This is a genomic window from Allorhizobium undicola ORS 992 = ATCC 700741 (genome assembly GCF_000621665.1).
GTDB classification, from domain to species: domain Bacteria; phylum Pseudomonadota; class Alphaproteobacteria; order Rhizobiales; family Rhizobiaceae; genus Allorhizobium; species Allorhizobium undicola.
Map to the genome: position 1 here is coordinate 269027 of NZ_JHXQ01000004.1, position 13791 is coordinate 282817.

General features: G+C 60.3%; 14 protein-coding genes. 7 read left to right on the top strand and 7 right to left on the bottom strand.

Annotated features, from left to right (window positions below):
- Window positions 1–268: 268 nt before the first annotated feature.
- Complete coding sequence (locus T424_RS0106835; RefSeq protein WP_027487077.1) at window positions 269–1450, bottom strand: acetyl-CoA C-acetyltransferase; 1182 nt, start codon at window positions 1448–1450, stop codon at window positions 269–271.
- A gap of 232 nt (window positions 1451–1682) precedes the next feature.
- Between T424_RS0106835 and phaR the strand changes: the two genes are divergently transcribed.
- The gene (gene phaR / locus T424_RS0106840; RefSeq protein ID WP_027487078.1) at window positions 1683–2258 is read left to right on the top strand and encodes a polyhydroxyalkanoate synthesis repressor PhaR; all 576 of its coding nucleotides are present in this window, start codon (window positions 1683–1685) and stop codon (window positions 2256–2258) included.
- Between the two features lie 108 nt (window positions 2259–2366).
- Here the strand turns inward: phaR and rpmF are convergent, their stop codons facing one another.
- The 3 genes from rpmF to mtgA all read right to left on the bottom strand — a co-directional run bounded on the left by rpmF (window position 2367) and on the right by mtgA (window position 4138).
- Window positions 2367–2552 (bottom strand): 50S ribosomal protein L32, encoded by a 186-nt coding sequence (gene rpmF, locus T424_RS0106845; RefSeq protein WP_027487079.1) that lies wholly within the window; start codon window positions 2550–2552, stop codon window positions 2367–2369.
- A 177-nt stretch (window positions 2553–2729) separates the two neighbouring features.
- A complete protein-coding gene (locus T424_RS0106850; RefSeq protein WP_027487080.1) occupies window positions 2730–3404 on the bottom strand; it encodes a glutathione S-transferase family protein in 675 nt (224 codons plus the stop codon).
- Window positions 3405–3472: 68 nt separating this feature from the next.
- Window positions 3473–4138 (bottom strand): monofunctional biosynthetic peptidoglycan transglycosylase, encoded by a 666-nt coding sequence (gene mtgA / locus T424_RS0106855; protein WP_027487081.1) that lies wholly within the window; start codon window positions 4136–4138, stop codon window positions 3473–3475.
- Between the two features lie 300 nt (window positions 4139–4438).
- Between mtgA and T424_RS0106865 the strand changes: the two genes are divergently transcribed.
- Both T424_RS0106865 and T424_RS0106870 read left to right on the top strand, forming a co-directional pair.
- Window positions 4439–5335 carry a polyprenyl synthetase family protein gene (locus T424_RS0106865; RefSeq protein WP_037066828.1) on the top strand — a complete coding sequence of 299 codons (897 nt, stop codon included), beginning with the start codon at window positions 4439–4441 and terminating at the stop codon, window positions 5333–5335.
- Between the two features lie 208 nt (window positions 5336–5543).
- Entirely contained in the window at window positions 5544–6185 is a 642-nt protein-coding gene (locus T424_RS0106870; RefSeq protein WP_027487083.1) for a LysE family translocator, read from the top strand.
- Window positions 6186–6233: 48 nt separating this feature from the next.
- On the opposite strand, the gene T424_RS0106875 is transcribed toward T424_RS0106870, so the two are convergent.
- Together T424_RS0106875 and T424_RS21985 are read right to left on the bottom strand one after the other, a co-directional pair.
- Entirely contained in the window at window positions 6234–6485 is a 252-nt protein-coding gene (locus T424_RS0106875) for a YMGG-like glycine zipper-containing protein (protein ID WP_154664827.1), read from the bottom strand.
- Between the two features lie 37 nt (window positions 6486–6522).
- Window positions 6523–6678: a DUF3309 family protein gene (locus T424_RS21985; protein ID WP_084268410.1), complete on the bottom strand. Its 156-nt coding sequence runs from the start codon at window positions 6676–6678 to the stop codon at window positions 6523–6525.
- A 408-nt stretch (window positions 6679–7086) separates the two neighbouring features.
- Here T424_RS21985 and T424_RS0106890 point away from each other — a divergent pair, with 408 nt between their 5' ends.
- From T424_RS0106890 to T424_RS0106905, 4 genes are all read left to right on the top strand, one after another.
- Window positions 7087–10191, top strand: a complete 3105-nt coding sequence (locus tag T424_RS0106890) for a helicase-related protein (RefSeq protein WP_027487085.1) — start codon at window positions 7087–7089, stop codon at window positions 10189–10191.
- A gap of 3 nt (window positions 10192–10194) precedes the next feature.
- On the top strand, window positions 10195–10593 hold the full coding sequence (locus tag T424_RS0106895) for an RNA-binding S4 domain-containing protein (RefSeq protein WP_027487086.1): 399 nt from the start codon (window positions 10195–10197) through the stop codon (window positions 10591–10593).
- A gap of 224 nt (window positions 10594–10817) precedes the next feature.
- Complete coding sequence (gene fdxA / locus T424_RS0106900) at window positions 10818–11156, top strand: ferredoxin FdxA (RefSeq protein ID WP_027487087.1); 339 nt, start codon at window positions 10818–10820, stop codon at window positions 11154–11156.
- Between the two features lie 724 nt (window positions 11157–11880).
- The gene (locus T424_RS0106905; RefSeq protein ID WP_027487088.1) at window positions 11881–12459 is read left to right on the top strand and encodes a CarD family transcriptional regulator; all 579 of its coding nucleotides are present in this window, start codon (window positions 11881–11883) and stop codon (window positions 12457–12459) included.
- Between the two features lie 92 nt (window positions 12460–12551).
- On the opposite strand, the gene T424_RS0106910 is transcribed toward T424_RS0106905, so the two are convergent.
- On the bottom strand, window positions 12552–13757 hold the full coding sequence (locus T424_RS0106910) for a TIGR03862 family flavoprotein (RefSeq protein ID WP_027487089.1): 1206 nt from the start codon (window positions 13755–13757) through the stop codon (window positions 12552–12554).
- Between the last annotated feature and the right edge of the window lie 34 nt (window positions 13758–13791).

A 13791-nucleotide genomic window follows, 5' to 3' on the forward strand; every position in this document is an offset into this window, starting at 1 on the left:
GGCCGGTTCCGATTGCCAGTGATGGAGAAATCTCAAAATCTATCCAGCGAAAACCAATTCGCCGGATAGAGCGGTTCATCGTTTCGCGAAAGCAATGAACCGCTCTAACTGTCTGATTTTACGTATTTTCCAGGGAAAAGCAGTTCCACCTTTCCTGAAAATGCTTAGGCCTTTCCTGCCTGGAGCATGTCCTGAAAGGAAACCGCAAACCGGCTTCCCCGGACGTTCATTTCATGGGCATTCCAGACGGGGAAAAGGCCTCAAGCCCTTAGAGCGCTTCCAGGCACATGGCCACGCCCATGCCGCCGCCGATGCAAAGCGTTGCAAGGCCCTTGCTTGCACCGCGACGACGCATTTCGAACAGCAGCGTGTTGAGAATGCGCGCGCCCGATGCACCCACCGGATGGCCGATGGCGATAGCGCCACCATTGACGTTGACGATCGACGTATCCCAGCCGAGATCCTTGTTGACGGCGCAGGCCTGCGCGGCAAAAGCTTCATTTGCCTCGACAAGATCGAGATCGCCGATTTTCCAGCCAGCCTTTTCCAGCGCCTTGCGTGAGGCAGGGATCGGGCCGGTGCCCATGATCTTGGGATCGACGCCCGCCGTTGCCCAGGACGCGATGCGCGCCAGCGGACGAATGCCGCGACGGACCGCTTCGGCCTCGGTCATCAGCAGGGCAGCGGCCGCACCGTCATTGATGCCGGAGGCATTGCCCGCCGTGACCGTGCCTTCCTTGTCGAAGGCAGGCTTCAGCTTGGCAAGATTGTCGATCGTCGTGCCGGGACGGATATATTCGTCGGCATCGACAATCACGTCACCCTTGCGGCCCGATACGGTGAAGGGAACGATTTCGTCCTTGAACTTGCCGGCCGCCTGCGCGGCCTCCGCCTTGTTTTGCGAGGCAACGGCAAAAGCATCCTGCTCGTCGCGGCTCAACTGCCATTGGCGGGCCACGTTTTCAGCGGTCGTGCCCATGTGATAGCCATAAAATGCGTCCGTCAGGCCATCCTTGATCATGGTGTCGATCATCTTCATGTCGCCCATCTTGGTACCGGCGCGCAAGTGGGCGCAATGCGGAGCCATGGACATGGATTCCTGACCGCCCGCCACGATGATGTCGGCATCGCCGGAAACGATCTGCTGCATTCCCAGCGCCACGGCCCGCAGCCCCGAACCACAAAGCTGGTTCATGCCCCAGGCTGTCTTTTCCTGCGGAATTCCGGCCTTCATGGCCGCCTGGCGCGCCGGGTTCTGGCCCTGTCCCGCCGTGAGAATCTGTCCGAGAATGACCTCATCCACCTCGCCCGCCTCGACACCGGCGCGCTCAAGCACGGCCTTGATGACCGTTGCACCCAGATCGTGAGCGGCAACATTGGCAAACGCACCATTGAAGGAGCCAACCGCCGTGCGGGCAGCGCTGGCGATGACGATGGATGGCGTGGTCATTGGAAGTCTCCTCGAATTTTCCTCTTTGGCGGGAGACTGGCAAAGCTTTAACCAGAAGTCAAACCCGACGATTGAGCCTTATACATGCGTCGGTTGCATAATCAATAACTTGTTCACCGCTGGGGATCAGGTTCCCGCAACGCACAAATGAATTGTCAATTCACGGCATTTGCGCATAAGGTTGTGGACGGGAAGAGCAAGAACAATCACAATTCTGGGTCAGGAGACAAAAATGGCAAAAGCAGATGGCGAAATCATAATCAAGAAATATGCCAATCGCCGCCTCTACAACACCGGAACCAGCACCTATGTGACGCTGGAGGATCTGGCGAAAATGGTAAAGCGGGGCGAGGACTTTACCGTTCAGGATGCAAAATCCGGCGAGGACATTACCCATTCCGTTCTGACGCAGATCATTTTCGAGCAGGAAGCCAAGACCAGCAACACGCTTCTGCCGATTTCCTTTCTACGCCAGCTTATCAGCTATTACGGCGACCAGATGCAAATGGTCGTGCCGAGCTTCCTCGAACATTCGATGAAAGCCTTCAACGACCAGCAGGCCCAGATGCGTGAGCAGATGACCAAGGCCTTCGGCGGCACGCCCCTTGGCAAGAACCTTCATGCGCCGATGCAATTGATGGAAGAGCAGGTCAAGCGCAACACCGAAATGTTCCAGCAGGCCATGCAGATGTTTTCTCCCTTCATGACAGCGCAGACACCGAAGGAAGTCAAAAAGCCGGAAGCCAGCGACATCGATGAATTGAAGGAACAGTTGCGAAACCTGCAAAGCAAGCTCGACAAGCTTTGAGGGCTCCCTTTCAAATGGGGGGCCGTCAGATGCGGGAAACACCCAAACGAAAGGCATAAAAAAGGCCGGGACGACCCGGCCTTTAAACTGTCTGCCAAGAGGCGCGGATTATGCGCTTTCCTTCGGCGTCAGAACCTGGCGACCGCGATACATGCCCGTCTTCAGGTCAATGTGATGCGGACGGCGCAGTTCGCCGGAGTTCTTGTCTTCGACATAGGTCGGGTTCTTGAGAGCGTCAGCAGAGCGGCGCATACCGCGCTTGGACGGGCTCGTTTTTCTTTTCGGTACAGCCATTTAATTTACTCCAGGTGTCGGTCGAAAGCGCCTTTCCGGCCTCGCGGAGGCCGCATGGCACGCGCATCGATCTCGGAATTTGGCGGGCTTATACATGCCAAGTCCGGCTTTGACCAGCCCCTCCACCCATTTTTTTGATTCTTATGAGGAGCTTGGCCCTGTCTTGTTCGGACAAAATCATGGCTGCAAAGCGGGCAACTCGCCGGGCACTTCGTCTTCCGGGACAATCCACGGCTCCAGAAGCGCCGCAGCCTGCCACTGGATAAAGGCGGGATGGCTGCTCATTGCCTGCATGTAGCGGGCCGCGGTGTCATCCCGCGTCAGCAGAAAGCTGGAAAAACGGTTGACCACCGGCGCGAACATCGCATCGGCCGCGCTGAAGGCGCCAAACAGGAAGGGGCCGCCGGAACGGTTGAGGCATTCCGTCCAGATAGCCTCGATCCGCCGCACATTATCCATCACGCCGTCCGGGAGCGCGATGGATCTGGGCTTGCGGCGCATGTTCATCGGGCAGGCGTTGCGAAGGGCGCGAAAGCCCGTTGCCATCTCCATCGAGAAGGCGCGGGCCAGCGCTCGCTGGCCCACGTCCCGCGGCCAGAGTCCCGCCTGCGGGAAAAGCTCCGCCACATATTCGATGATCGCAAGCGACTCGCAAATCTTCAGCGCGCCGTGCTGTAGCACCGGTACCTGCCCCGTGGGGGAAATGGCGCGAATATCCGGATTGCCCGCCGGAAAATCGAAACGCACCAGCCTCTCCTCGAAGGCGATGCCGCACCCTGTCATGGCCATCCACGGCCGGAAGGACCATGAGGAATAGTTCTTGTTGGCGATATAAAGGATGAGGCCGGACAACGATAACTTCCTTTCCTACGGTCTTCAAAGGGAACGACAGTCGGGCAACGTCAAAGCCGAACCTAAACCTAGCGCTCGATACAGGCAACATAGGGCGCCGCGTTGCGCGCCCGGCCCTGTACGGTGCCTGCGAGCCTTCGCAGGCCTGCTCCGGGCCGGGCGGCATTGCGGGTGATGGGATTTGGCAGAACCACCGCCAGCAGCGAGGCCTGCCGCGAGGTGAGCCTTGCGGCGGGAACCTTGAAATAGTGCTGCGCCGCCGCTTCGATACCGTAAATGCCCGGCCCCCATTCCGCGACATTCAGATAGATTTCCAGAATCCGGCGTTTGGGCCATACGAGGTCTGCGGCAAGCGCCATGGGAACTTCCAGCCCCTTTCGCACGAAGGAACGGCTGTTCCACAGGAAGAGGTTTTTTACGGTCTGCATGGTGATGGTGCTGGCGCCGCGGGTCGGCTCGCCATCCAGCGCATCGTCGATGACGCTTCGCATCTGCACCCAGTCCACCCCGTTATGCGAACAGAACTGCCCGTCTTCCGACATCAGCACGGAGCGGATGAGATTGGGGGAAATATTGTCGAGCGGCACCCATTGCCGATCATAGCCTTGCAGCAAGGCAAGATCGGCCAGCATCAGCGTGGACACGGGGTGAACGAAAGAGGGCCTGTAAAGGATCATCAATACCAGCGGCAGCAGCGCCAGCCCCAGAAGGATCTTTCCAATACGCGACAGCAAGACCCGCCTTTCCTCCCGCTCCTCTTCCGCCGCGCCATGCTGCGGTTCACCGGACGCCTCATCGACGGTCAAGCATATCCCCCTTGCCCCTGTTGCCCCACGGGCTTTTGCCGGACACCAATCCCGCTCCCCGGCATTATGCGCCTGTCTGCGCGCCATGAGGGAGCCCTTTGCTTTTCCGATCTTTCCAACGCCCTGTCCACGGCCTGCGCCATAAATTTTCGATTGCCCCCAACCCAAGGCCATGCAAAACAGCCCCCGACCCACCAAACAGCCCGAAAAGGGCGCAAAGAGGCCGTGATGTTCCAAGATCGTTTGCAGGAAGCCGCGTCGCGTGTGCAGGCGCTTCTGGCGGATTTGCTGGGCGCCGCCGTGCAGGACGATGAGATTGCCCGGCCCGAGCAGCTTCTTTCCGCCATGCGTCATGCCGTACTCAATGGCGGCAAGCGGCTTCGCCCGTTTCTGGTTCTGGAAACCGCCCGTCTTCTGGGCGGCAATGAAGAGGCAGCGCTCAGGGTGGGAGCCGCGCTGGAATGTCTGCACTGCTATTCGCTGGTCCATGACGACCTGCCGGCCATGGACGACGACGATCTGCGCCGCGGCCAGCCCACGGTGCATGTGGCCTTCGACGAGGCGACAGCAATATTGGCGGGCGACAGCCTGCTGACCCTTGCCTTCGACATCATTGCCGATCCCCGCTGCGGGCTTAACGATGGCGCGCGCGCCAGCCTCGTGCTGGCGCTTGCACGGGCCGCGGGCCTTGGCGGCATGGCAGGCGGGCAGATGCTGGATCTGGCCGCCGAACGCCAGGCCCCGGATGAGCAGGCAATCGTCACCCTCCAGGCGATGAAAACCGGCGCCCTGCTGCGCTTTGCCTGCGAGGCCGGCGCCATGATTGCCGGTACAGACCAGCAGGACCGGCAAAGGCTGCGCCGCTTCGGTGAACTGGTCGGCCGGGCCTTCCAGCTGGCCGACGATCTTCTCGACATCACCGCCGATGCCGCCACCATGGGCAAGGCGACCGGCAAGGATGCCGGACGCAACAAGGCAACGCTCGTATCGCTGAAGGGACAGGACTGGGCCGAGGCTGAACTGGACCGCCTCGTGGCAGAAGCAGTTGCGCTTCTGGAGCCCTATGGCGAAAAGGCCGCCGTGCTGATGGAGGCAGCCCGCTTCATCGCCCAGCGCAAGAGCTGACACCGCGCATGGGCGGCGTGGCAACCACCACCCATAAGCGCACGCCCGCAACCGATCACAAGATTTGACTTTTTTGCCCGCCACTGCGCGCTACAGTGCCGTGCGTTTGATAAAAACACGGCGCTGTAACGATGCGTTTTTACACATTTTCGCACGGAAAACCGGTTTCTACTTTTCCTGAAAATGCTCTGAAATTCTGGAGTTTCCCATGTCGGACATCATGCAGCACCTGCCGCAGATCGGTGCAGCCTACATGCTTTATCTGGTCGCGGTCATCAGCCCCGGCCCTGCCAATATTGCCATTATCAGCACCGCCATCCAGCGGGGACGCAAAAGCGCCTTTGTCATCATGCTGGGCATTTTCTGCGGGTCCTGCACCTGGGCGCTTGCGGCGGCCATGGGGCTTTCCGCGCTGCTGATGCAATATGGCCAGATCCTCGAAGTGCTGAAAATCGTCGGCGGGCTCTACATGCTTTATCTGGCCTACAAGGCATCGCGCAGCCTTTTTGCAGGCGCATCTTCGGCAGACCTGCCACAAGCTGCGCCGCAGGCCAGCCTGAGACAGCTTTTTTTGAAGGGCTATGCCATCCACCTCACCAATCCCAAGGCGATCTTCGGCTGGGTAGCGACAATCTCGCTGGGGCTGCCAGAAGGTTCCTCCCCGGCAACGGTGGCGCTGATCGTCGGAGGCTGCCTTGCCACTGGCTTCACGATATTTTCGGCCTATGCGCTGCTGTTTTCCACCGCGCGCGCCGCCCGTCTTTATACCAGCGCAAAACGCCCGATGGATGCGGCCATGGCGCTGATCTTCGGTGCAGCGGGCTTCAAGATGCTGGCCAGCGCCACATGAAAGAAACCCGCCGGAGGCGGTCCGGCGGGCTTCTTCCCATTGAAGGTTTTAGCGGCAGCGCGCCTCGTAGCGATGCCCGTAACGGTCGCGATAGATGCAATAGCCGCGGCGCTCATGCGACTGGCCGATCAGCGCGCCGATCACCCCGCCGCCAACGGCGCCAACCGCCGCTCCGCCCCAGGAATTGGTTGCGACGCCGCCGATGACTGCGCCGGAGGCCGCGCCGATCGAGGCACCCCGTTCCGTGGCCGTACAAGAAGCGACCAGCGGCAGAAGAAGTGCAACTGCAACAGCTTTCATTTTCATGACGATGTTCCTTTCTTACGGCCCGGACAGCTTATATGCGGCCCATGAGCAGCAGAATGATGATGATGAGAACGACAAGACCCAGACCGCCGGAAGGACCGTAACCCCAACTGCGGCTGTAACCCCAATTCGGCAGCGCACCAATCAGCAGCAGAATGAGAATGACGAGAAGAACTGTACTGAGCATGAAATGCCCTCCCTACGATAACCCCTTGCGGGACGATGTCTGTTTCTTTCGACTCCATAATGCAGGGCTGCATTTTTTGTTCCACGCCTGTCACAATGGAAAAACCCGATGGCACACCGGCCAAGCGATTCAATGCATTGAGCTTTTCCTGTCATATTAAAAGGGGAGCGGACATGAACAAAGGCTGAACCGGCCTATCAGCGATTCGTCCGCCTTTCGTTCCCACCCCGTTCACGCCCATGCGCGATGGAAGGGCGGCTTTTTCCGGAAAAATTGGCCCTTGCCGCCGATAAAATCGATTGGCATGTCATTCTTTGCTTGCCTTTGCGGCAAAGCGTCTCCATGTGTGCCGCAAGGGGAAAGCACCCCCAATGCCAAATCCGGAGTGCCGATTTGTCTTCGCAACCCATGATCCTGAGCGGCCGCGGCGTGGTGGCCGTACTGGGGCCGACCAATACCGGCAAGACGCATTATGCGATCGAGCGGATGGTAGCTCACGGGTCCGGCATCATCGGCCTGCCGCTTCGCCTTCTGGCGCGCGAGGTCTATACACGGCTGGTGGAGAGAGTGGGCGCCAAGAACGTGGCGCTGGTGACGGGCGAGGAAAAGATCGCTCCGCCCAATGCGCGCTATTCTGTCTGCACCGTGGAGGCCATGCCGCGCGAAACGCGCTCGGCCTTCGTGGCCATCGATGAAATCCAGCTCGCAGGCGACCTGGAGCGGGGCCATATTTTCACCGACCGGTTGCTGAACCTGAGGGGCCGCGAGGAAACCCTGCTTCTGGGCTCGGCCACCATGAAGCCCATTCTCACGCAATTGCTGCCGGGCATAACCGTGGTGGAGCGCCCGCGCCTTTCGCATCTCTTTTATGCAGGGCAGAAGAAGATCACCCGCCTGCCGCAGCGTAGCGCCATTGTCGCCTTCTCCGCCGATGAAGTCTATGCCATTGCCGAGCTGATCCGCCGCCAGCGCGGCGGGGCCGCCGTCGTGCTGGGCGCGCTCAGCCCCCGCACGCGCAATGCCCAGGTCGGCCTCTATCAGTCGGGCGATGTGGACTATCTCGTGGCAACCGATGCCATCGGCATGGGCCTCAATCTCGATGTCGATCACGTCGCCTTCGCGCAGGACCGGAAATTCGACGGCTACCAGTTCCGTAACCTCAACCCCGGAGAACTGGGCCAGATTGCCGGACGCGCAGGACGCCACCTGAAAGACGGAACCTTCGGCGTGACCGGCCGTGTCGATCCCTTCGATCCCGAACTGGTGGACCGGCTGCAAAATCACGAATTCGACCCGGTGAAGGTGTTGCAATGGCGCACCCCCGATTTCGACTTTTCATCCATCTCCAGCCTGCAACGCAGCCTGGATGCGCCGCCGCGCGTGCCGGGGCTTGCCCGCGCCCTGCCGGCGGTGGACCAGCAGGCGCTGGAACATCTGGCGCGCTATGCGGAAGTGCAGGATCTGGCCAGCTCCCCGCAGCGGGTTTCGCTGCTGTGGGACGCCTGCGCATTGCCGGATTATCGGCGCATTACACCGGCCCAACATGCCGATCTTATACTTTCGCTGTTTTCAGACCTTGCCAGACATGGCACTGTGAACGAAGATTTCCTGGCCGAACAGGTGCGCCGGGCCGACCGCACCGATGGCGAGATCGATACGCTCTCTGCACGGATTGCACAAATCAGAACTTGGACTTATGTGTCGAACCGGCCGGGCTGGCTTGCCGATCCGACACACTGGCAGGAAAAGACGCGGGAAATCGAGGATCGATTGTCCGATGCGTTACATGAAAGGTTGACGAAACGCTTTGTTGATCGCAGGACATCTGTGCTCATGAAGCGCTTGAGAGAGAATGCGATGCTGGAAGCAGAAATCAGTGTGAACGGTGATGTCTTCGTCGAGGGACATCACATGGGGCAACTCTCCGGATTCCGGTTCTCGCCAGTGGCGGGTATGGAAGGCCCGGACGCCAAGGCGGTGCAGACTGCCACGCAAAAGGCGTTGGGTCTGGAGTTCGAGGCCCGCGCGGCAAGGCTTCATGCCTCCGGCAATGGCGATCTGGCGCTGGGCGCGGACGGCTATGTCCGCTGGCTTGGCGAGCCGGTGGCGCGTCTGGCGGGCTCGGATCACATCATGCGTCCGCGCGTGATCCTGCTGGCGGACGAACAGCTGACCGGCAATGCCCGCGATCACGTCGTGGCCCGCATCGAGCGCTTCGTCAATCATCACCTCGTCACCGTTCTGAAGCCCCTGGACGATCTGTCCCGCGCCGAAGACCTGCAAGGGCTGGCCAAGGGGCTGGCCTTCCAGCTTGTCGAAAATCTCGGCGTGCTCTTCCGCCGCGATGTCTCGGAAGACGTGAAGTCGCTGGATCAGGACGGGCGCGCCTCCATGCGCCGTTACGGCGTGCGATTCGGCGCCTACCACATCTTCATGCCGGCACTGCTGAAGCCCGCACCCGCCGAACTCATCACCCTGCTCTGGGCGCTGAAAAACGACGGCATGGACAAGACCGGCTATGGCGACCTCATCCCGGTTCTGGCAGCTGGCCGCACCTCCGTTGTCACCGATCCGGCCTTCGAACGCGATTTCTACAAGCTGGCGGGCTTCCGCTTCCTTGGAAAACGCGCTGTCCGCATCGACATTCTCGAACGTCTGGCCGACATTATCCGCCCGCTGCTGCAATGGAAGCCGGGCAGCGGTTCGCGCCCGGACGGCGCCTATGACGGCCGCCGTTTTACCACCACCACGGCCATGCTCTCCATTCTCGGTGCAACGCCCGACGATATGGAAGAAATTCTCAAAGGCCTCGGCTATCGCGCCGATAGCGTGAAGGCTGAAGAAGCGCAGGCCTACCTCGCCTCGCAGGATGGCGGCAACGCACCATCCGAGGCCTTGGCCAGCGAAGCTGCGGGCGAAAAAGCCGATCAGGACGACAGCGATGGCGTTCAGGAGGCCGACGGAAACGAGGAGGCCCAGGCCAGCGAGGCGAAAGCCGGCGAAGCGCAAACGGATGAAGCCCGGACGGACGAAGCCAATATTGCCGAAACCGATCCCGCCGCGCTGGTGGCAGAGCCCGATCAGCCCGTGGAACCAAAGCCGGTTCTCCTGTGGCGTCCGGGCGGACGCAACGACCAGCAGCGTCAGGGCGGTCGCCCGCAAGGCGAACGCCGCCACGGCAACCGCGACGGTGGCCGGGAAGCTGGAAGGGACGGCAACCGCGAAGGCGTCCAGGGTCGCCCCGGCCACAACCGTGGTGAAGGCCGCGGAGAAGGCGCTCGCAATGAACAGCGCCGCGAGGGCCACGGCGGCAAGCCGCGTGACCGTGACAACAATCGCGACAAGCAGGGCCAGCGTGGCGACCGCCAGGAGCGGGGTCCGCGTCAGGACAGGGACAACCGTCCCGCCCAGAACCAGCGCTTCGAGGCCAAGCCGCCACGCAAGGACAAGCCGATCGATCCCGATTCGCCCTTCGCAAAGCTGGCTGCCCTGAAAGAGCAGATGAAGAAGTAAGTCATGGCCGAAGAACAGCCTCCGTCCGCGCCACAACGCATCGACAAATGGCTGTTCTTCGCACGTGTCTCGAAATCCCGCACCCTGGCGCAGGAACAGATTCAATCCGGTCTCGTTCAGATCAATGCCAGGGTCGTAAAACAGCCGAGCGCAACGGTGCGCCCCGGTGACGAGGTAAGAGTGGCCCTGCCACGCCGGGATCTCGTTCTCAAGGTTCTCAAAGCCGGAGACCGTCGCGGCCCCTACGAGGAAGCCAGATGCCTCTATGAGGATCTCTCGCCCCCACCTGAAAGCCGCCCGGAACTGACCGCACTTGAACAGGCCCAGCGCCTTCCCGGATCAGGCCGTCCGACAAAGCGCGAGCGCCGCCAGCTTGACCGGCTTTTCGACCCGGACGAGTGAAAGCGCGTGCCTCGCTGGGCCATCGCTCCACCCGTGGCCAGGGAAAAATCTACCTCCTGACGGCGAAAACTGACATGTTTTATTCTTGCTAAAGCGGCAGGAAAGCAGTAGCTCACTCACCTGTGGAAAAAGGCGGCATCTCCCGCAGCCGACCGACCGATCGTCCACAATCCTTTGCGGGGTCTGGGGTCAAGCCCCCGTCGCAGATAAGCCTGGAGTGCCGCATGACGTATATCGTGACCGACAATTGCGTACGCTGCAAATATACCGACTGCGTTGAAGTATGTCCGGTGGATTGCTTTTACGAAGGCGAAAATTTCCTCGTAATCAATCCCGACGAGTGCATCGATTGCGGCGTCTGCGAGCCTGAATGTCCCGCCGAGGCCATCAAGCCCGACACCGAGCCGGGCCTCGACAAGTGGCTGAAGATCAATGCCGAATATGCGCAACAATGGCCCAACATCACCGTGAAGCGCGACGCCCTGCCGGAAGCCAAGGAAATGGACGGCGTTGAAGGCAAATATGAACTCTACTTCTCCCCCAAGCCCGGCGCCGGCGACTGACCAGCCCGCCACGGGACCCGCCAAATAAAGAGCGGCAGTGAAGCCGGATGCCAGAATGCGTCCGGCTTTTGTATTTTCGGCCGCTATTTTCGCATTTCCGGACGCAAAACCGGGGCCCACTTTTGTTGGAAATGCTTTCCTCTGCGCATTTCCGGACGCAAAACCGGTTCCCACTTTTGCTGGAAATGCTTGTGCAAGCACCAAGGAGTTGTCGCGATTTCATAACACAGCCATGCAAATTTGCAGGTGCTGAATTCGCAGGAAAATAAGCACATATCTCTGTGCCGAGCACCCGGTGCAAACCAGGCTCGATGGCAAGGTTAGGCCTTGAAATCCTTGACTTAAGCAAGGTTTGCCGGGCCACCTCCGCCCCTGTGCGAAGCAGTTGGCGCGCGCCGGTTAGGCTTAGACGCTTCTTCCGTCAAGGGAGAATGAGGCAGCAAAATATTGATTTCCTCACTTTTTTATGTTAGACAACGAGAACTGATCCACCGTGCGGGCATAATTGTGCCCAAACCTGCCACGAAAGCCAAAAAATCCGCGCCTCCAAATCTGTGACATTCTATCCACTGGGGTGGGTCGCCGATGCGAGGGTTTGTTTTGCTGAAAATCGCGGCTGGACCAGCAGCGTGAAGTCACCCCGACGGTTCCCCCGTCTCATCCGGGCCCTCCCGGGCCCGGCATCGGCTGCTGCCGATATTGTAACAGGGAGTTTTTAGAGCGAATGACGACCCAGCAGAAAAAATCCTCTACGCGCCAGGGCTTCAAGACGGGCGAAGCAATCGTCTATCCGGCCCATGGCGTCGGCACGATCACTGCTATCGAGGAGCAGGAAGTCGCGGGCATGAAGCTTGAGCTTTTTGTTATTGACTTCGAAAAGGACAAGATGCGCCTCAAGGTGCCTGTCACCAAGGCAGTTGCCATCGGTATGCGCAAGCTTTCCGAAACCGACTTCGTTGACCGCGCGTTGAAGGTGGTTCAAGGCAAGGCCCGCGTCAAGCGCACCATGTGGTCGCGCCGCGCCCAGGAATATGATCAGAAAATCAATTCCGGCGATCTTATCTCCATCGCTGAAGTCGTTCGCGATCTTTACCGCGCCGAGCATCAGCCGGAGCAGTCCTATTCCGAGCGCCAGCTTTATGAAGCCGCCCTTGACCGCATGGCCCGCGAAATCGCCGCCGTGAACAAGATGTCGGAAACCGAAGCCGTGCGTCTGGTGGAAGTCAATCTGGCCAAAGGCCCGAAGCGCGGCAAGACCGTCGAAGAAGAAGACACCCACGAGGAAGAGGAAGAAGCAGCATAAGATTGCGCTGCCTTTCAGATTTCAAAAAACCCGGATCTTTATCCGGGTTTTTTATTTGGTCGGAATGGGGGCCCCTACAGCGCCCGCAACCATTACCCCTGCAACCACTCCAGCATACCCAGCCCGGCGGCGCGGCCAGTGGCGAAACAGGCTGTCAGAAGATAACCGCCGGTCGGCGCCTCCCAATCCAGCATTTCGCCCGCGAGAAAAACCCCCGGCAAGTCTTTCAACATGAAGCGGCAGTCGAGCTGTTCAAGGTGCACGCCGCCCGCTGAAGAGATCGCTTCCTCGATTGGCCTTGGCCGCAAAAGGGCAAGCGGCAGCGCCTTCAGCCGGGAGCCCAGCTCTTCCGGGGCAAGTTGCGCAAGCTCAGGCGTGGTCTCACGCAACAAGGCGAGCTTGACCCCCTCCAGTCCCGTGGCCTTTCGCAGCCGGTTGGACAGGCTGAGTTTCGCTGGCTGACGGGCGAGATCCCTGACAAGTTTTTCCAGACTTCGCCCCGGCAGAAGATCGAGCATCAAATCTGTCTTCCCCTTCTCCAGCCCGTCACGCAGGGCTGCGGAATGGGCATAGATCAGGCTTCCTTCGACCCCATGCCGGGAAATGACGAACTCGCCCTGAATGCGCCCGGCAGCCGACATGATGGCCACCGACTTGACCGGCGCACCGGCGAAGCGCTCCCGGAAGGTCTCGCTCCAGGCGCAATCAAAGCCGCAATTGGCAGGTCGGAACGGTGCAAAGGTAACTCCGGCACCTGCAAGCGCGGGAATCCATGCCGCATCCGATCCAAGCCTCGGCCAGCTTGCGCCGCCAAGCGCCAGAAGCACCGCGTCGGGCTCGAAGGTTTTTTGTCCTTCCGGCGTGTCGAAATGCAGTAAGCGTCCGGAAAATCCCGTCCATCGATGCCGCGTGAGAAGCCTGACCCCCTGCCGCTCCAATCGTGCCAGCCAGCTCCGCAACAAAGGAGATGCCTTCATGACGCTTGGAAAAACCCGTCCCGAGCTGCCGGTGAAGACCGTCTGGCCAAGCCCTTCTGCCCACGCGCACACCGCCTGCGGGGTAAAACCGTCCAGCGCGGGTCCAAGCGCCTCCGTCGCCGCACCGAAGCGCTGACGGAAACGGTCATAATCCTCGGAATGCGTAAGGTTGAGCCCGGATTTTCCCGCCAGCAGGAACTTGCGCCCCATGGTTGGCATAGCCTCATAGACGTTTACCCGATGGCCGTGACCTGCCACGACATCTGCCGCCATGAGCCCCGCCGGTCCACCGCCAATGATCGCAATCGTCTTCTGCTGCATTATTGTTGCTTTACCTTGACCGCAAACCCGCTGC